Annotated in this window: 16 protein-coding genes; 14 read left to right on the top strand and 2 right to left on the bottom strand. The window is 64.7% G+C overall.

All coding sequences use genetic code 11. The annotated features are described in order from the left end of the window. Nucleotides 1-30: 30 nt before the first annotated feature. From AC239G_RS15995 to AC239G_RS15965, 7 genes are all read left to right on the top strand, one after another. Nucleotides 31-1,281, top strand: a complete 1,251-nt coding sequence (locus tag AC239G_RS15995; protein WP_487489251.1) for a Gfo/Idh/MocA family protein — start codon at nucleotides 31-33, stop codon at nucleotides 1,279-1,281. Further along, nucleotides 1,274-2,245, top strand: a complete 972-nt coding sequence (locus AC239G_RS15990; RefSeq protein WP_487489250.1) for an NAD(P)-dependent oxidoreductase — start codon at nucleotides 1,274-1,276, stop codon at nucleotides 2,243-2,245. The genes AC239G_RS15995 and AC239G_RS15990 overlap by 8 nt, the downstream gene beginning before the upstream one ends. Continuing rightward, the gene (locus tag AC239G_RS15985) at nucleotides 2,242-3,129 is read left to right on the top strand and encodes a sugar phosphate isomerase/epimerase family protein (RefSeq protein WP_487489249.1); all 888 of its coding nucleotides are present in this window, start codon (nucleotides 2,242-2,244) and stop codon (nucleotides 3,127-3,129) included. Before AC239G_RS15990 ends, AC239G_RS15985 begins: the two co-directional genes overlap by 4 nt. Continuing rightward, complete coding sequence (locus AC239G_RS15980) at nucleotides 3,126-4,202, top strand: Gfo/Idh/MocA family protein (protein ID WP_487489248.1); 1,077 nt, start codon at nucleotides 3,126-3,128, stop codon at nucleotides 4,200-4,202. Before AC239G_RS15985 ends, AC239G_RS15980 begins: the two co-directional genes overlap by 4 nt. A gap of 80 nt (nucleotides 4,203-4,282) precedes the next feature. Next, nucleotides 4,283-5,296, top strand: coding sequence for an inositol 2-dehydrogenase (iolG, locus tag AC239G_RS15975; protein WP_487489247.1), 1,014 nt, complete (start codon nucleotides 4,283-4,285; stop codon nucleotides 5,294-5,296). A 120-nt stretch (nucleotides 5,297-5,416) separates the two neighbouring features. Beyond that, on the top strand, nucleotides 5,417-6,838 hold the full coding sequence (locus AC239G_RS15970) for a sugar porter family MFS transporter (RefSeq protein WP_487489246.1): 1,422 nt from the start codon (nucleotides 5,417-5,419) through the stop codon (nucleotides 6,836-6,838). Continuing rightward, nucleotides 6,835-7,686, top strand: a complete 852-nt coding sequence (locus tag AC239G_RS15965; protein ID WP_487489245.1) for a sugar phosphate isomerase/epimerase family protein — start codon at nucleotides 6,835-6,837, stop codon at nucleotides 7,684-7,686. The genes AC239G_RS15970 and AC239G_RS15965 overlap by 4 nt, the downstream gene beginning before the upstream one ends. A gap of 207 nt (nucleotides 7,687-7,893) precedes the next feature. Here the strand turns inward: AC239G_RS15965 and argG are convergent, their stop codons facing one another. Next, complete coding sequence (argG, locus tag AC239G_RS15960) at nucleotides 7,894-9,315, bottom strand: argininosuccinate synthase (protein ID WP_139467983.1); 1,422 nt, start codon at nucleotides 9,313-9,315, stop codon at nucleotides 7,894-7,896. Between the two features lie 130 nt (nucleotides 9,316-9,445). Here argG and AC239G_RS15955 point away from each other — a divergent pair, with 130 nt between their 5' ends. Continuing rightward, complete coding sequence (locus AC239G_RS15955) at nucleotides 9,446-9,958, top strand: GNAT family N-acetyltransferase (RefSeq protein ID WP_446656809.1); 513 nt, start codon at nucleotides 9,446-9,448, stop codon at nucleotides 9,956-9,958. A 27-nt stretch (nucleotides 9,959-9,985) separates the two neighbouring features. Here the strand turns inward: AC239G_RS15955 and AC239G_RS15950 are convergent, their stop codons facing one another. Beyond that, nucleotides 9,986-11,533: an APC family permease gene (locus AC239G_RS15950; protein WP_487489244.1), complete on the bottom strand. Its 1,548-nt coding sequence runs from the start codon at nucleotides 11,531-11,533 to the stop codon at nucleotides 9,986-9,988. Between the two features lie 209 nt (nucleotides 11,534-11,742). Between AC239G_RS15950 and AC239G_RS15945 the strand changes: the two genes are divergently transcribed. The 6 genes from AC239G_RS15945 to AC239G_RS15920 all read left to right on the top strand — a co-directional run bounded on the left by AC239G_RS15945 (nucleotide 11,743) and on the right by AC239G_RS15920 (nucleotide 18,226). Then, the gene (locus tag AC239G_RS15945; protein ID WP_487489243.1) at nucleotides 11,743-12,891 is read left to right on the top strand and encodes a CPBP family intramembrane glutamic endopeptidase; all 1,149 of its coding nucleotides are present in this window, start codon (nucleotides 11,743-11,745) and stop codon (nucleotides 12,889-12,891) included. Between the two features lie 69 nt (nucleotides 12,892-12,960). After that, on the top strand, nucleotides 12,961-13,449 hold the full coding sequence (locus AC239G_RS15940; protein WP_172171684.1) for a DoxX family protein: 489 nt from the start codon (nucleotides 12,961-12,963) through the stop codon (nucleotides 13,447-13,449). 3 nt (nucleotides 13,450-13,452) lie between these two features. Beyond that, nucleotides 13,453-14,139: a GrpB family protein gene (locus tag AC239G_RS15935; RefSeq protein WP_181270807.1), complete on the top strand. Its 687-nt coding sequence runs from the start codon at nucleotides 13,453-13,455 to the stop codon at nucleotides 14,137-14,139. A 109-nt stretch (nucleotides 14,140-14,248) separates the two neighbouring features. Next, the gene (locus tag AC239G_RS15930) at nucleotides 14,249-15,139 is read left to right on the top strand and encodes a siderophore-interacting protein (RefSeq protein WP_487489242.1); all 891 of its coding nucleotides are present in this window, start codon (nucleotides 14,249-14,251) and stop codon (nucleotides 15,137-15,139) included. Between the two features lie 108 nt (nucleotides 15,140-15,247). Beyond that, entirely contained in the window at nucleotides 15,248-15,814 is a 567-nt protein-coding gene (locus tag AC239G_RS15925) for an isochorismatase family protein (protein WP_420097225.1), read from the top strand. A gap of 138 nt (nucleotides 15,815-15,952) precedes the next feature. Next, nucleotides 15,953-18,226, top strand: a complete 2,274-nt coding sequence (locus tag AC239G_RS15920; protein ID WP_487489241.1) for an MMPL family transporter — start codon at nucleotides 15,953-15,955, stop codon at nucleotides 18,224-18,226. Nucleotides 18,227-18,304 lie beyond the last annotated feature (78 nt).

The raw sequence follows: 18,304 nt of genomic DNA, 5'->3' as shown, positions 1-18,304 counted from the left end.
CGCGCAATCATCGACTACCCAAGGAGCACCATGAGCAATAACCCCACCACCATCGGAGTCGGACTCATCAGCGTCGGCTGGATGGGCCAGCTCCACAGCCGCGCTTACTCCAACGTTCCCGTCGTCTACCCCGAACTGGGCATCAGAACACGCCTGGTCATCGCCGCCGACACGAACGACGAACGCGCCCAATTCGCCGAGCACGTGCTCGGATACGAGAGCTCGACGAGTGATTACAACGACGTTCTCAACCACCCGGACGTCGACGTCGTCTCCGTGTGCGCACCGAACTTCCTTCACGAAGAGATCGGCACCGCAGTCGCCAAAGCCGGCAAATCACTGTGGATCGAGAAGCCCGTCGGACGCTCAGCCGAAGAGACGGAATCCGTCGTCAACGCGGCCGACGCAGCGGAGGTCGTGACCGCCGTCGGCTTCAACTATCGCAACGCCCCGGCCATCGAATACGCGCGGAAGATCATCGCTCAAGGCAAGCTCGGACGCATCACGAACGTGCGCGGCGCATTCTTCGCCGACTACTCGGCCGAGCCGAACGGCGCACTGTCCTGGCGCTTCATCCGCGGACTCGCAGGATCCGGCGTCCTCGGAGATCTCCTCGGACACCTGACCGACCTCGCCCACTACGTCGTCGGCCCGATCGACAAGGTCACCGGGGTAGCCAACACGGCCTACACCGAACGCCCCAAACTCGAGATGGGCAGCGGCACCCACTTCGACGTCGTCGAAGGCGGTGAGATGGCTCCGGTCGAAAATGAGGACTACGCCGGCCTGCTCGTCCACTTCGGCCCTGACGCTCAGGGAGCCGGCGCCGTCGGGACCCTCGAAGCCTCGCGGGTGTGTGTCGGACCCCGCGCGGAGTATTCCCTCGAGGTCTACGGAACCGAAGGGTCACTGCGATGGAACTTCGAGCGGATGAACGAACTCGAACTCGCGCTCGGCCACAAGGGCCCGCACGTGGGCTTCACCCGCATCATGGCCAGCTCCGAATTCGGTGACTTCTCGAAATTCCAACCGGGGGCAGGCACATCGATGGGCTACGACGACCTCAAGGTCATCGAAGCGAAGAAGTTCCTCCTCGCCCACGTAGGTCAGGAATCAATCCACGCCGACGTCCACGACGCACTGGCCGCGAACCGCGTTGTTTACGCGGGTGAGCGCGCCATCGCCACCGAGAGCTGGCAGAGCGTCGAACCGGTCGCGGGCACCTCGGCGTCGACTCGGACCGCTGCCGACTCGACCAGAAGGGAGACCGTCGATGCCTGAGAAGACCATCGTCATCGGTCTCGGACCGGTGCCGAAGAATCTCGTCGAGGGTGAACTAGGACGCGGTGTCGACTTCGTCCAGAGCCCCGAAGCTGAGGACTACGCGAAGGCCGAAGGCGCAATCGTCCGCGCCGCCGTCAAGGTCGGTCCGGCAGAACTCGACTCGATGCCCAACCTCAAGGTCATCGCCCGCACCGGTGTCGGTGTCGACGATGTCGATGTCGACGCTGCCACCGAGCGGGGGATCCCCGTCGCGATCACGCCCGGGGTCAACTCGACGGCCGTCGCCGAAGGCGCTTTCGCCCACATGCTACAACTGGTCAAATCCTTGGGCTCGCTGACCGAGATCGTTCGCTCCGGAGGATGGGCCGAGCGCACCAGCGTCCCGGTCGGCGATCTCGACGGGGCGACCCTGGGAATCGTGGGATTCGGCAACATCGGCCGCCGGGTGAAGGCGATCGCCGAGGCCTTCGGAATGACTGTCTTCGCGTACGACCCCGTCGCCGAGGTGCCCCGGGCCAACAGGGCCGAGACGGTCGACGAGATCCTGCGCGCATCCGACATCGTCACCCTCCATGTGCCGCTGCTCGAGAGCACCCGCCACATGATCGACGCCCGCGCGGTCGAAACGATGAAGGACGGAGCGATCCTCATCAACACCAGCCGTGGTGGACTGATCGACGAAGACGCGACACTGGCCGGGCTCGAATCGGGCAAGCTCGGGGGAGTCGGTTTGGACTCATTCGAATCCGAGCCGCCGCAGCCACACCCCCTCTACCAGCACCCGCGCACCGTGCTGAGCCCTCATGTGATGGGACTGAGCGCCAAGGCCAGCCGAGCCACTTTCATCGCCGCCGCCCGGGCCGTGGACGCCGTCCTCAAAGGAGGCAGACCTGAGGCTGCGGTCAACGAGGTGGACCGAGCGGCCGAGCCGGCAACCGTAGGCAAAGGAGTTAACCAGTGAGTAATACCGTCAAGATCGCCGCAGCCCCCATCTCCTGGGGAGTCTGCGAAGTCCCCGACTGGGGTTTTCAACTGAGCCCTGAACGGGTCCTCACAGAAATGCAGGAACTCGGCTTCGACGCCACCGAATTCGGCCCCGAAGGTTTCCTTCCCGACGACGCAGTGGGCCGCGCAGAGACCCTCAGCCGGCACTCCATGCAGGCCGTCGGCGGGTTCTACCCAGCCATCATCCATGACCCAGAACACGACCCGCTGCCGGAGCTCGAGCGGGAACTCGAAGCATATGTCGCCGCCGGTGCCGACACCCTCGTCCTGGCGGCAGCGACGGGCGTCGACGGCTACGACGCCAAACGCCCTGAACTCGATGAAGCCGGTTGGAAGACCGTCTACCGCAACATCGACCGCATCCTCGAAGCCGCGAAAGCCCGGGGAGTCACCGTCAGCCTGCATTCGCATGTGGGCACCATGATCGAAACCCAGGATGATGTCGACCACATTCTCAACGGCACCGACGTCGACTTCTGCTTCGACACCGGACACATGTTCATCGGCGGAGTGGACCCGGTCGAATTCGTGCAGAAGCACACGGGGCGCATCTCCCATGCGCACCTCAAGGACGTCGCGCTCGACCGAGCTCGTCGTGTCCAGGCCGGCGAACAGACATACTACGATGCCGTCGTCGACGGAATGTACCAGCCGCTCGGCCAGGGAGACATCGACATCGACTCGATCGTCGGCACTCTCATCCGCGCCGGATTCGACGGCTGGTTCACCCTCGAGCAGGACACCGTCGTTGCCGACGAGCCGGCGCGCGGCTCTGGACCGATCGACCAGGCTCGCGCCAGCCTCAATTATCTCAAGCAGATCATCGAGGAGAACCGATGAGCACACGGATCGGCGTCGTCGGTCTCGGTAGGATCGGCCGAATGCACGCGCGCAACATCGCGCAGGAACCGGGAGTCGACGAGCTCGTGCTGATCGGCCGCACCGAAGGCAAGCTCGAAGACGCCAAAGCGCAGCTGCAGTCGGAGCTGGCCCCGGAGGCCGGGCCGGACCTTCGAGGTGCTCACGCCCCCGCAGGTCGTGACAACAGTCCCGTCATCAGCACTGTGGTGCTCAACGAGGACTGGACCGACGGGCTCGACGGTGTCATCATCGCCAGTTCGACACACACCCACCCCGAGCTCGCACGGACAGCGCTGACAGCTGGCGTCCCCGTCCTCCTCGAGAAGCCGATCGGACTCAAGCTCGAAGAGACCGCGGCCCTGTCCGCGGAGTTCGAAGCGCTCGACGTACCCATCATGGTCGCCTACCACCGCAGGTACGACGAAGGATTCCAGAGCCTCAGAGACCGCATCCACAGCGGAGATATGGGAACCATCCGAGTCATCCACTCGGCCGGACATGATCACTTCCATGTCGATCCGGAGTTCATCCCCACCTCGGGCGGAGTATGGCGAGACCTGCTCATCCACGAATTCGACACGATTCCCTGGCTGCTGGGGGAAAGGCCGGTGTCGATCTACGCCTCGGGGTCAGTGCTCGACGAACAGGCATACGCGGACAACGGCGATCTCGACACGGCCACGGCCGTCATCACCTTCGAATCCGGGGTGCAAGCGCTCATCAGCGGCGCACGCAACATCGCCTCCGGCCAAGATGTCAACACGGTCGTCTACGGAAGTGACGCCGCATACGCAGCAGGCGTCGACTCGAAGTCACCGGTCGTCTCGACGGAACCCGGCGTGTCTCCTCCGGAGTCGACTTACGCGGATTTCGTCGAACGGTTCGAGCCGGCATTCCGCCGCGAGATCCGACACTTCCTCGCGGTCATCGACGGCGATGCCACGTCGTTGACACTGCCGTCCGACGGCATCGTCGCAGCAAGACTGGCAGTGGCCGCCGAAGAATCAGTGCGGCGCCGGATACCCGTCCGGCTCGACGAGATCGACTTCTGACCGCACCGGCGCACCGCGCCGAAGACCCCCATCATCCGTTCCACAGTGAACCGCGAACATCGAACGAGGAGAGAATTCCTATGACGAACGAACAGCTGCGCATCGGTCTCATCGGGACCGGCCGCATCGGAAAGGTCCATGCTGCGAACATCGCGGCTCTGCCGGAGACCACCCTGACCTGGGTGATCGATCCCTATATCGCCGGAGCAGAGGCGATCGCAGCCGAAAGAGGAGCCCGCGCGACGGCCGACCCGGCAGAGGCATTCGCCTTCGGCGATCTCGATGCGGTCGTCATCGCCTCGCCGACCTCGACCCACGCCGACCTCATCGAGCGGGCCATCGCGGCCGGAATACCCGTGCTCTGCGAAAAGCCGATCGACCTTGATATCGCCCGAGTCGACAAGCTTGCCCCCGTGGTCGAAGGCTCCGGCGTTCCATTTGCTGTCGGCTTCAACCGTCGATTCGATCGTGACTTCTCACTCGCTCGAGAGCGCCTCATCGCTGGTGAGGTCGGTGATCTCGAGCAGCTGTCGATCATCAGCCGCGATCCCGCCCCGCCGACCGTTGAGAATCTCAGAACGACCGGAGGCATGTTCCGGGACCAGACCATCCACGACTTCGACATGGCGCGCTACTTCGCCCCGGACATCGTCGAGGTCTTCGCGACCGGCTCGCAGCTGTTCGACGACGGTGCCAAACAGACGTCGGACTTCGACACCGCCATGGTGACGATGCGGACTTCGACCGGAGTCCAGATCTCGATCACCAACTCGCGTCACAGTTCGATCGGCTACGACCAGCGGATCGAGATCTTCGGCGGTGAGGGCATGCTCGAGGTCGGCAATGCGGGCACCAGCCTGGTCAGCTACTCGAATGCGACAGCAGTGAAGACCACTACGCCCTATCAGCACTTCTTCCTTGAGCGCTACGCGGAAGCCTACCTCGAGGAGCTGCGCGAGTTCAGCCGACTCGTCAGAGGGGAGGAATCCCGCTGCTCGACCTTCGCCGACGGTCGTGCGGCGCTGCTGTTGGCCGATGCGGCCGAACTCTCGGCCAGAGAAGGACGAGTCGTTCGCATCGACCTGGATAGGTGAGCGGTTCGACGAACCGTACGGCGACATCAATGACAGTGCAACGAAGCACAATGTGAGGAGACCATCGTGGTTGCCAATTCAACAGAGTCACCGACACTCCGGGACTCAGCATTACCGGACATGCCGAAAACCGGACCGTTCAGGAAGAGGCTCGGACTGATCTCGGTCGTCGCCTGTTTCGGCGGCCTTCTGTTCGGCTACGACACCGGTGTCATCAACGGCGCGCTCCGGCCGATGTCCCAGGAGCTCGGCCTCACTGCAGTCAGCGAAGGAGTGGTGACGAGTTCGCTCGTTTTCGCCGCTGCTGTGGGCGCAGTCACCTGCGGTCAGATCTGCGACATGATCGGCCGCCGACGCACGATCCTCTACCTCGCGCTGATGTTCTTCCTCGGCACGTTGGTCGTTGTTCTCGCGCCGAACGTCGCTTTGCTGGTGGTCGGCCGGATCCTTCTCGGCCTCGCAGTCGGCGGGGCCTCGATCGTCGTGCCGGTGTATCTGTCGGAGCTCGCACCGCACGAGATTCGTGGTTCGATCAGCGGACGCAACGAAGTCGCAATCGTCACGGGACAGCTTGCGGCGTTCGTCGTCAACGCCATCATCGGCAACGTGTGGGGACACATCGACGGGATCTGGCGTGTCATGTTCGCCATCTGTGCGATACCGGCCGTCTGTCTCTTCATCGGCATGCTTCGGATGCCAGAATCGCCGAGGTGGCTCGTCGAGCATAATCGCCGGGATGAGGCCCTGGCGGTCCTCATGTCCGTCCGTACCGAGGAACGGGCTCGCGCCGAACTCGGGGCCGTCGAAGTCGTTGCTGAGGCGTCGACCGGCGACCAACGAGTCGGCTACCGGAAGTTCGTGTTCAACAAATGGCTGGTCAGGATCGTCCTCGTCGGAATGGGTGTTGCGGTCTGTCAGCAGCTCACCGGAATCAACTCGATCATGTACTACGGTCAGGTCGTCCTCATCGAATCCGGCTTCGCGGAGAACGCCGCGCTCATTGCCAACATCGCCCCAGGTGTGGTCGCCGTGCTCGGCGGCTTCTTCGCCCTGTACATGATGGATCGTGTCGACAGGCGCACCACCTTCATCACGGGTCTGTCTCTGACGACGACGTTCCATCTCCTTATCGGACTGTGTTCGAAATTCATGGCCGAGGACAATCCGCTGCGAGCATGGGTCATCCTCGCTCTCATCGTCGGTTTCGTAGCCTCCATGCAGTCGTTCCTCAACGTCGCCGTGTGGGTCTGGCTCGCCGAGGTGTTCCCGCTGCCGATGCGCGGTGTCGGAATCGGGGTATCGCAACTGTTCGGATGGGGGATGAACGGCGTCATCGCCTTAGTCTTCCCGTCGCTGGTGGCTGGTGTCGGAATCTCCGGCGTCTTCTTCATCTTCGCGATCGTCGGAGTCGTGGCATTGATCTTCATCGCCACGCAGGTGCCCGAGACTCGCGGCATCTCATTGGAGAAGATGGAGGAAGGGGTCGAAACGGGAATGGCCTACAGATTCCGCGAGTGGAGAAGGATGCGTGACGAGCAGTGACCGGGATAGAACTGATTGCGACCTGTTGGACGAGTGCCGGGGATGCCGCCCCGATGCGGGCGAGTGAACGCAGTCCCTTCGATCCCCTCGACCGGGTGAGAGAAGTCGCGGCCACCGGATGGGCAGGTCTCGGATTCGTCCTCGATGATCTGAGAGCAATTCGGGACACGATCGGCTACGACGCACTGGCTGAAGAGATCAGCGGTGCAGGATTGCGCCATGTCGAGGTCGAACTGTGCTCCGGATGGTGGAGGGGACCCAACGCGGGATGGCGTGGGCATTGGGAGGAACTGCTCGAAGCGGCGCGAAAACTCGATGCTGCTTTCATCAAGATCGGCACTGACAGTGTCCCCGCCGTAGAGGATGTCGAGCCTTTCGTCGGACCGCTGCGACGTTTGGCGGAGGAGGCGGAGACCTATGGCACGAAGGTCGCGCTCGAGCCTCTACCGTTCGGCATGATCGCGTCGATTCCGCAGGGCGCCGAGCTTATTCGACGCGTCGACCACCCAGCTGCTGGCCTTGTCGTCGACTACTGGCACGTCTTCCGTGCAGGCACCTCTTTGGAGGAACTGCGAAGCGCTCTGACTGCGGACCAGGTCTTCGGTGTCGAACTCTGCGATGCCGACGAAACCGCTGTCGGGACATTGTTCGAAGACACCAGGGACAATCGTCGCCTCATCGGTGATGGGCACCAAGATGTCAGCGGTTTCATCGAGACGCTCAAGGCCATCGGCTATGACGGCCCATGGGGTGTTGAGATCCTCTCTGAGGGGCATCGAAGACGACCTCTGCGCGAGGCGCTGGACGTCGCACGTCGAACAGCGCTGTCCGCCTTCGGTGTTGTCTGAACGAGCACGGCGATGACCCCGGTCTGAGCGTTTGCAACGGTTCGATACGGCCGACGGGTAGCAGAACAGGCCCGAGCCGAAGGAGCGGCCGACAGGCGGACTCCGTCGATCGCGATGATTGGGGAGTGCGCCTGCCGGCCGTTCTGTGTTCTCAACCGGAGGCCGCGAGTCTCATGCTGCGCAGTGTCTCCGGAAGTTCTGGGGACCTCAGTCCGTGCCGGCGTCGAAGGCCGAGGAGAGGTTGGCGAGGTCGCTGGCCTCGTCCACCTCGGCGTTGGAGTTCGCGATCTCCTCGGCGCCGCCGGCCTCCAGCGAGCCCACGAGCTCCGAGGTCGGGCCGGACACGATGCCCATGGCCGCGTACTGCTCGAGGCGGGCACGCGAATCGGCGATGTCGAGATTGCGCATGGTCATCTGGCCGATGCGGTCCTCGGGGCCGAAGGCGGAGTCGCCCACACGCTCCATCGACAGCTTCTCCGGGTGGTAGGACAGGTTCGGGCCCTCGGTGTTGACGATCGTGTAGTCGTCGCCGCGGCGCAGGCGCAGGGTGACCTCGCCGGTGATCGCCGAGGCGACCCACCGCTGCATGGACTCGCGCAGCATGAGCGACTGCGGGTCGAGCCAGCGTCCCTCGTACATCCGGCGGCCGAGGCGGCGGCCCTCTTCGTGGTAGAGGGCGATGGTGTCCTCGTTGTGGATTGCGTTGAGCAGGCGTTCGTAGGTCACGTGCAGCAGTGCCATGCCCGGGGCCTCGTAGATGCCGCGGGACTTCGCCTCGATGATGCGATTCTCGATCTGGTCGGAGACGCCGAGTCCGTGGCGGCCGCCGATCTCGTTGGCCTTGAAGACCAGGGCAACGGGATCGTCGAAGACTTCGCCGTTGATGGCGACTGGGCGGCCGGCTTCGAAGCGGACAGAGACCTCTTCCGACTTGACCTCGACGTCATCGCGCCAGGCGGCGACGCCCATGATCGGTTCGACGATGTCGAGTCCGGCGTCGAGGAACTCCAGGGTCTTCGCCTCGTGGGTGGCGCCCCAGATGTTCGCATCCGTGGAGTAGGCCTTCTCGGCCGAGTCGCGGTAGGGGTAGCCGTGTTCGACGAGCCATTCGCTCATCTCCTGTCGGCCGCCGAGCTCGTCGACGAACTCCGAGTCGAGCCAGGGCTTGTAGATGCGCAGCTTCGGGTTGGCCATGAGGCCGTACCGGTAGAACCGCTCGATGTCGTTGCCCTTGTAGGTCGAGCCGTCGCCCCAGATGTCGACGCCGTCCTCCTTCATGGCGCGGACCAGCATGGTCCCGGTGACAGCGCGGCCGAGGGGAGTGGTGTTGAAATAGGTCTTGCCTCCGGAGCGGACGTTGAACGCACCGCACTGGAGGGCGACGAAGCCTTCTTCGACGAGCAGGCGCTTGGCGTCGACGAAGCGAGCGATCTCGGCACCGTATTCCTTGGCGCGATCGGTCACCGACTCCAGGTCGGGCTCGTCGTACTGGCCGATATCGGCCGTGTACGTGCACGGGATGGCTCCCTTGTGGCGCATCCACGCAACCGCGCAGGAGGTGTCCAGGCCGCCGGAGAAGGCGATTCCAACGTGCTCACCGACTGGGAGCGAAGACAGTACTTTCGACATGTCACCAGCGTAACGTGAGTCTCTGCCGATTGTCGAATTGTTATGCAGTGGCATGTATTTTTATGTGAATGAAACGCGTGAGGCGCTCGAATCTCGCCGAGGCGGCCCCGCCGATTGCTATCGTGAGCGGGTGACGAATCCTCCCGTACCTCAGTTCACCGTCCGCCCTGAGACTTCCGGCGACTTCGACGCGATCCACGCGTTGACCGCAGCTGCATTCGGCCAGGTTGACGAGGCAGAACTCGTCGACGCCCTCCGCGGATCCGGCAATGGGGTCGAGGGCTTGTCGTTCGTCGGAGTGCTCGAAGGTGAGGTCATCGCCCACGCGATGCTCTCCCGCTGCTTCGTCGGCGAGGCCCCAGGCGTCTGCCTGGCGCCCTGTTCCGTATGGCCCGAGCACCAGCGCACTGGCGCAGGCACTGCGGTGATCGAAGCGCTCCTCGCCGAGGCGGCCCGCCGTGGTGAGGCATTCGCCGTCGTCCTCGGCCACCCCGAGTACTATCCGCGCTTCGGGTTCACCCCAGCCTCAGGCTTCGGCATCACCCTGCACGTCGACGTTCCCGACGAAGCGCTCATGGCGATGCCGCTGGGAGGCGAGGTACCCGCGGGCGCCCTGGCCTTCGCGCCAGAGTTCGGGGTCTGATCCGGGGCCGCGCCCCACCCGCGTGAGTTACTGCTTCGCGCGGTGTGCCCGGATCGCCTCGGCGACGGCGATGGCGTCACCTTCGGGAGCGTCGGACTTCCGATCCGGACGTGCCGTGAACAGATAGATGAATCCGGCGACAAGCACGACGACCAGACCGATGAGCACGATCCAGTCGACGAAGAACGATCCGGAGTCGCCGGGCAGCGAGAGCAGGACCATCGCGAAGATGCCGTAGGCCAGTGCGGCGAAATTGACGATGATGCCCCAACCGCCCAGCGACCACGGACCCGCCGGCTTCCACCTGCGCAGCCGCTGCCGCAGCGCCCCGAGGACGACCATCTGGAATGCGAGGTAGATGCCGAGGATCGCGAACGAGGTCACGGCGACGAGGATTCCGTCGTTGAACCAGATGAGCACGCAGATCAGAGCGGGTGCCGTGCAGGCGACGATGAGCGCATTGTGCGGGATCTTCGTCCCGTCGGTGACCTTCGACAGCCACCGGTGTCCGGGCATCATTCCGTCGCGGGCGAAGCTGAAGATCAGCCTCGACGCGGCGGCCTGCAGGCTGAGCACGCAGGAGATGAATGCGAGGACAGCGACGACGAGGAAGATCTTCGCCCCCACCGCACCGAGGCTGCCCTCGAGGATCGCGGGAATCGGGTCAGCGACCTCACCGGAGACGATCTCCTCGAGATTCGGTGCCGCGAGCACGTACCCGCCGAAGGAGAACAGGGCCGAGACCGCTCCGACGAGGATCGTCATGAGCATCGCCTTCGGGATGCCGCGAGCCGGATTCGACACTTCCTCGGCGACGTCACCGCATGCTTCGAATCCGTAAAAGAGGAAGAGCCCGGCGACTGCGGCTCCCATGAAGACGGGCAGGTAGCTGCCGTCGCCGGCGGTGCCCATGGTGTCGAAGAAGACGGAGAAGCTGTGCTTGCGTTCGAAGATGAGCAGGAACAGGCCGAGTCCGATGACGCCGATGAGTTCTGCGAAGAGGCCGATGCGCGCGATGCGGGCCAGCCATTTCGTGCCCGAGAAGTTGATCGCCAAGGCCAGCACCAGCAGCGCCAGGCCGAGGGACAGTGTGGAGTTGCGGCTGAGTTCGAGGCCGAAGAGGCTCGCGAGGAACCCGGCACCGAACTCCGCCACCGAGGTGATCGTGACGATGAGTGCGCAGATGTAGATCCATGCGGCCATCCACGCATATCGCTTGCTCCACAGCCGCCTGGCCCATGGGTAGATTCCGCCGGCGATGGGAAACTGGGAGACGACTTCGCCGAAGACGAGGGCGACGAGCAGCTGCCCGCAGGCGACGATGACGATCCACCAGATAGAGGGCGGACCACCGGTTGAGAGCGCCACTGCCAGCAGCGAATACACACCGACGAGAGGGGAGAGGTAAGTGAAGCCGAGGGCGAAGTTCGCCCACGGACTCATCGACCGTTCGAAGGAGTCTTCGTAGCCGAGGACGGCCAGATGGTCGGAATCGGAGAGGTGGTCGCCGGCCCGGTTGCCGGCGGAGTTGTGAACGCCTGCGGGGTGGTGGGCGTCCGGGGGATATTCGGACATGGTGTTGTTCCTTCATTCGAATCGTCGTTGATTCTGTGCTGTTCGCATCGTATCTCCGATTCTCACCTGCGGAAGCGTTCTCGCCCGTGCGGCTGAGCGCGATTTCATCCTCGCGGCGGAGGTGCCCGACGACGGCGAGTCATAGCGTGGAATCACAGGCACGGACCACCGCCGAATCGGTGGGCACAGTGCAGGATCGAGGAGGAACCGTGAACACGCAGACGCACAGTCACAACGGATTCGCCGAGGCGACCGGACCGACCGAGCCATCACCTCAACCCACTATCCAACCCCACCCGCCCGGAACGACGGATTCCATGCCCGGTTCTGCCGCCTCGGCGATGGATGGATCGCACACCCCCACAGAGGATGTCGACGCGAAAGGGCGACCGCTCGCCGTCGTACCCGCCCGGGTCCCGTGGCTCGAGATCGGAATCTTCGCCGTCACCGCATTCGGGCTCGCTTGGATTGCCTGCCTGCCGCTGTGGTTCTCCGCGGAGGGGATCGGCGATCCCGTTCTGCTTCTGGCCTGCGGCAGCGCCATGATGTTCACTCCGCTCATCGCGAGCATCATCGCCTCCATCATCCAGCGCCGCCGCGCCCGTGCCAGGGGAGAGGTCCTGGCCAGTGCTCCGCGCTACTTCGGCTACTGGCCGCTGCGCAGCTTCGGCCGAGTCATCGGGATGACCATCGCCGCCTTCTTCGGGATCATGGTGCTCGTCGTCCTCGGCTACCTGGTCAGCGCGGCCTTCGGATGGCTCGCCCTCGATCTCGACGGGCTGTCCGGGTTCAAGGCACAGTTGGAGACGATTCCCGGCACGGACTCATTGCCGACTGCCGCCGCCATCGCCATCTACCTGTTGCTCATGTTCGTCAGCTCGGTGGCCAATGTCGGTGTCACGATCGGCGAGGAATTCGGCTGGCGCGGATGGCTGCTCACCAGTCTGCGTCCCCTGGGCACCTGGCCCGCACTGCTCATCATCGGCGTCGTCTGGGGCCTGTGGCACTCACCGCTCATCCTGCTCGGCTACAACTTCGGGCGCCCCGACCTCACCGGTGTGGGTTTCATGGTCGGCGGCTGCATCGTGGTCGGCATCCTCTTCGGCTGGCTGCGCCTGCGCACCGGATCCGTGTGGCCGGCCGTATTCGCCCATGCCGCACTCAACGGCTGCGGGGCCATGTTGCTGGGCCTGTTCGTCGATGCAGGTGCGTCGACTCCGGATCCGGCGCTTGTCGCGTTCCTCGGAGTCGCAGGCTGGATCGTCTCAGCGGTCGTCATCGCAGTGCTCGTCGTCACCGGCCAGTTCCGCAAGCAGCCGGAACTGGGCATCAAGGCGAAGGCCGGCCCCGAATCTTGAGGCTCGGCCCCGGCGTCGGCTAGGCTCAAAACCCGATCAACCGCAATCCCAAACCCACAGGAGCCTCATATGACCTTCGGACCTTCGCTGCTGCAGACCGCCGGACGCGTGTTCACCGCACCGATCTTCATCAGCGGCGGATACTCGGCCGTCACTGATCCGGCAGGCAAAGCAGCGATGGCCGAGTCGACCCTGGACGCCATCCGCGAATACGTGCCCGGGCTGCCCGACGACAACGAGCTGCTCGTGCGCATCAATGGCGGCGTCCAGATCCTCGCCGGCACCACCCTGCTGCTGGGCATCAAGCCGCGACTGTCGGCACTCGCACTCGCCGGGTCCCTCATCCCGACCACGCTCGCCGGACACTCCTTCTGGGAGATGGAAGGCGGAGAGGCGAAGGCTCACCAGACCCAGTTCTCGAAGAACCTCGCCGCGCTCGGCGGACTGCTGCTCCTCATCGGCGCCGGTGAGAACCAGAAGGCCATCGACAAGGCGGCCGCAAAGGCTGCCAGGAAAGCTGCGAAGAAGGCCGAGAAGCACGCCCTCAAGCAGGCCTGAGGCATGACGCAGCCGTCCGCTGGTGACTCCTCTGAGCAGGAGGCCGCGGGCGGTGTGTTCGCCGATCCGATGTCAGCCGCGATCGCTGACATCATCACCTTCAACGATGTCAAGGATCCCGATCTCTGGACGCGACCGACCGCGCCGCCGTCCGTGATCGCCATCGTTGACCACGACCCCGCCTGGACCGATCATTTCGCCGAGGCGGCCCACCGGATCCGTCGGGCCCTGAGCCCGAGCAGTGCGTTCGTCGGCATCGACCACGTCGGGTCCACCTCGGTGCCGGGATTGCCCGCGAAACCGATCATCGACATCGCCCTCGTCGTAGCCGACCCCACGGCCGAAGATGACTATGTCCCCGCGCTCGCCGAAGCGGGATTCGATCTCACCCTCCGCGAACCTGCGTGGTACGAGCATCGGATGTTCAAGCGGCTCGACCCGGCCCCCGGGCAGCCTGAATACAATCTCCACGTCTTCGGACCCCGGTGCGCGGAAGTGGCACGGATGCGGCTCTTCCGAGATCGGCTGCGGGAGCATGCGGACGAGCGCGAGGCCTACGAGTCGGTGAAGCGGACCTCGGCCGCGGAATCGAACGCGGTCGGGGAGACGGTCATGGGCTACAACGCCCGCAAGCAGGCCGTCGTCCGCGAGATCTACCACCGCATCTTCGAAGCCCGAGGCTGGGTCTGATCCACTCCACACACGCCCATCGCGAAGCGTCTGATCCGCTGACTCACGCAACCGGCGCTGTTTGCTTAGGGTAGGCTAAGCAAAGACGTGCGAACGAGGGGTGGAGCGAATGGTCAACTGGCAGCGCGGCGTGATGCGGCTGATGCGAATCACGAATCACGAAGTGGTCGTCACCGGGGTCACGGACTTCACCCCGACTTACCGTCGGATCCGCTTCTCCGGTCCCGAACTGCTGGCCCAGCTCGATGAGGTCTTCCCGACGCTGTGGACCCGGCTGTGGTTCCCGCACCCGGAGAAGGGCGAGGGCCACCTGAGTCAGCGCGGCTACACGTTCTCGGCCATCGACCTCCACGCCGGGACGTTCAGCCTCGACTTCGTCCTCCACGGTGACCTCGGGGAAGTCGATCCGGCGGAACCGGCAAACCAGGCAATTCCGGCGGACCCGTCAGTTTCCGCGGGCCAGTCGGGTTCGGCAGCCGCGGCAGGCCCGGTCGAGGCGGAATCCACGCCCGACATCGGTCCCGCGGCCCGCTGGGCGGCGCATGTCCGCCCAGGTGACACCATTGAAGCCGCCCTCACCCCGGCCCGTCTCGACCTGCCTGACGACACCTCCCGCCTCCTCCTGGTGGGGGACCTCACCGCGCTGCCGGCCATCAATTCCTGGTGCGAAGCCGTCCCCGCCGACATTGCCATCACCGTGGCGATCACTGCCGACCCGGCCGAGGTGCCAGGGCTCCCGCAGTCGGCCCACCCCAACGCGACGTGGCATTGGGTGAGTCAGGGTGTGAGCGCCGAGGCGGCCCCGCAGCATCGCACGGATCGATCCGTGGCCGATCACCTGCGCGGACTCGACCTCGATAGCGCCGGACTGTACGTCTGGGCGGCGGGGGAGATGAGCATGGTCAAAGAGGTCCGTCGCTTCGCCAAGAGCGATCTGGGGCTGGGGCGTTCGCAGCAGTTCTCCCAGTTCTACTGGTTCGCCGACAAGCCCACCGGCTGAGCCGCGCCGACACGAATCGCTCGACCCTCCGATCCGCCACAGCCCTGGATTTCCGTCCCCATTCGCCACATCTCTGGAATTCCACGCAGAAACGCCTATGCTCAAGGCATGGCCAAGGCACTCCTCATCGTCGATGTCCAGAATGACTTCACCGAAGGCGGCGCGCTCGGCGTGACCGGCGGTGACGCCGTCGCCGAAGGCATCAGCGCTCACCTCACAGCACATGCTGGGGACTACGATGCCATCATCGCTTCCCGTGACTGGCACGATGCCGACAATGACAACGGCGGCCACTTCAGTGACTCCCCGGACTTCGTCGATTCCTGGCCCGTCCACTGCGTCGCAGGCACCGACGGCGCGGCTTTCGATCCTCTCCTCGACACCGCGGCCATCACCCATGAAGTCCGCAAGGGCCAAGGTAAACCCGACTATTCGGCATTCCAGGGGATCACGGACACGGGGAGCCGCCTCGGCGAGCTTCTTGGCGATCTCACCATCACCGAGGTGGACGTCGTCGGCATCGCCACCGACCACTGCGTACGCGCCTCCGCACTCGACGCGCTGAGCGCGGGGCTGAGCGTTCGCGTGCTCACCGACCTCGTCGCGGGCGTCGGAGGCGAGTCGAGCAGGGCCGCCCTCGCGGAGGTCGAGAAGGCGGGCGCTGAGCTCGTCTGAGTCGCCGACTCTCCGCGGAACCTCCACCCTCAGAAAACCTATCGCCCCAGGTCAGCGCGTTTTCTCCATCGAAAGTTGCAGATCGAATCCGAACTCACAGGCGATGTGTGTGACTCCATAGATTGATGGACTGGAGTCATGAACTCACCACTGGCGAAAACCGCACATACGCTGACATCGAAGCGCGGTTCGTGGCTCGTCCTCGGCGGGATCGTCGTCCTCGTCGCTCTGCTCTTCGGACTCCTGTCCGGGGCAGGGGAGGACCGGCCCAACGAAACCGCTCCGGCCGACTCCGAATCGACTCAGGCACAGAAGATCCTCGACAAGTTCCCCGAGGCGGACAAGCAGTCCGTCATGGTCGTGGCCTCGAACGAGGATGGATCCGAACTCTCCGCCGACGACCAGGCCGAGCTGAAGAAGCTCGGCTCCTCGCTCGGCGACTCCGTCGGCGACGAATCCACCGAGACCGTCACCGGACCGATCCTCAGCGACGACAAACAGGCCGCGCTGCTCATGGTGCCCATCACGGTCGGCCTGACGAACTCCGACACCGCCGAGACCGTCGACGACCTGCGCACCGCCATCGCCGACGACCCGACAGCCACCGGACTGACCGATGAGGGCATGTCCCTGCTGGTCACCGGCGGTCCCGCGATCGGCGCCGACATCGCCTCGGCATTCAACGGCGCGGACTTCACGCTGCTGATCGTCACCATCGTCATCGTCGCCCTCCTGCTCATCATCACCTACCGCTCACCGATCCTGTGGCTGCTGCCGCTCATCGTCATCGGCACCGCCGACGGACTCGCCTCGACCGTGACCGCGGCCGTCGGTGACTGGCTTGACCTGCAGTTCGATGCGGGCATCATCAGCGTCCTCGTCTTCGGCGCCGGCGCGAACTACGCGCTGCTGTTCATCTCCCGCTACCGCGAGGAGCTGCGCCGCTTCACCGACCACCGACGCGCGCTCGCTGAAGCCTGGACACACACCGCCACGACGATCCTCGCCTCGAACCTCACCGTCGTGCTGTCCCTGCTCAGCCTCGTCTTCGCGATCATCCCCGGCACCCGCGGCCTGGGCATCACCGCGGCCGTCGGCCTGCTCATCTCCGCAGCCGCCGTCCTCTTCGCCCTGCCGCCCGTGCTCGCGATCTGCGGCAAGAAGATGTTCTGGCCCTTCATCCCGAAGGCCGAGGAGAGCACGGATGAAGAGCTCACCCCCGCCGAGGCAGCCGCCGCCGGCCGTGCCACCGCACCTGAGGGTGCGACCGCACGTGCGGGTGCGGCCAAGCCCTCGATCTGGCGGACCATCGCCACTCGGGTGGTGCGCAAACCGGGGCTCCACCTCGGTGCTGGGATCGTCATCCTCGGTGTCATGGCCACCGGGTTCATCGGATCCTCGATCGGTCTCGACCAGACCGAGAAGTTCCGGGTCCAGTCCGAATCGGCGCAGGGACTCGATGTCCTGGCCGACCACTTCCCGCCCGGGGAATCCCAGCCGATCTGGATCGTCGCCGATACCGACCATGCCGATGAGGTCGCCGATTCGGTCAACGATATGAACGGCGTCGTGCGCGCCTCGGCGATCGAGGACACGAACATCGACGGCACCTCGGTCACGAAGATCATGGTGACCGGCGAGTATGCACCCGACAGCACGAAGGGACTCGACCTCGTTGAGGACATCCGCGGCGACGTCCACGCCATCGACGGAGCCGACGCTCAGGTCGGTGGTGCAGCGGCCACGGAGCTCGACGCCCGTGACGGCAATCAGAAAGACTTCATGACCATTGTTCCGATGGTCTTGGCGATCAGCTTCATCATCCTGCTCGTCATCCTCCGTGCACCCATCGCGGCGTTCACCCTGCTGCTGGTCAACGTGGTCTCCTCCGCGGCGGCGATCGGGCTCGGTGCGTTCCTGTCACGGACGATCTTCGGTCAGTCCGCCCTCGATGCACAGGTGCCGATCCTCGCGTTCCTCTTCCTCGTGGCACTCGGCATCGACTACTCGATCTTCCTCGCCCACCGTGCGAAGAAGGAATCTGTCCTCCACGGCGGACGCCAGGGCATGGTCGAGGCAGTCGCCCACACCGGCGGCGTCATCACGAGTGCCGGCATCGTCCTGGCCGGAGTGTTCGCGGCGCTGGGCATGCTGCCGCTGATGGTGCTCGGCCAGCTCGGCCTCATCGTCGGAGTCGGCGTACTGGTCGACACGATCATCGTCCGCACCATCATCGTCCCCTCGATCTTCGGACTCGTGGGCGACAAGATGTGGTGGCCCAACAAGGCGATCACGCACTTCCACGAGCGTGCGGCATCCGGTGCGGCTGACGGTGACGAACACTCCACCCATCTGCTCGCCGAGAAGGAATTCGCGGACTCCGGTTCCGGGATTCACCACGGCAAGCACTGAACCGTCACGCTGGGTGGGCCCGGGCGACGACGCAGATCGTCGCCCGGGCCCGCTCGGTTTCCGCACCGGACGGCTCAG

The organism is Brevibacterium sp. Lmc1, from assembly GCF_057654315.1.
Note: the sequence above shows the minus strand (reverse complement) of the source record. Positions and strands in the feature narration are given on the sequence as shown.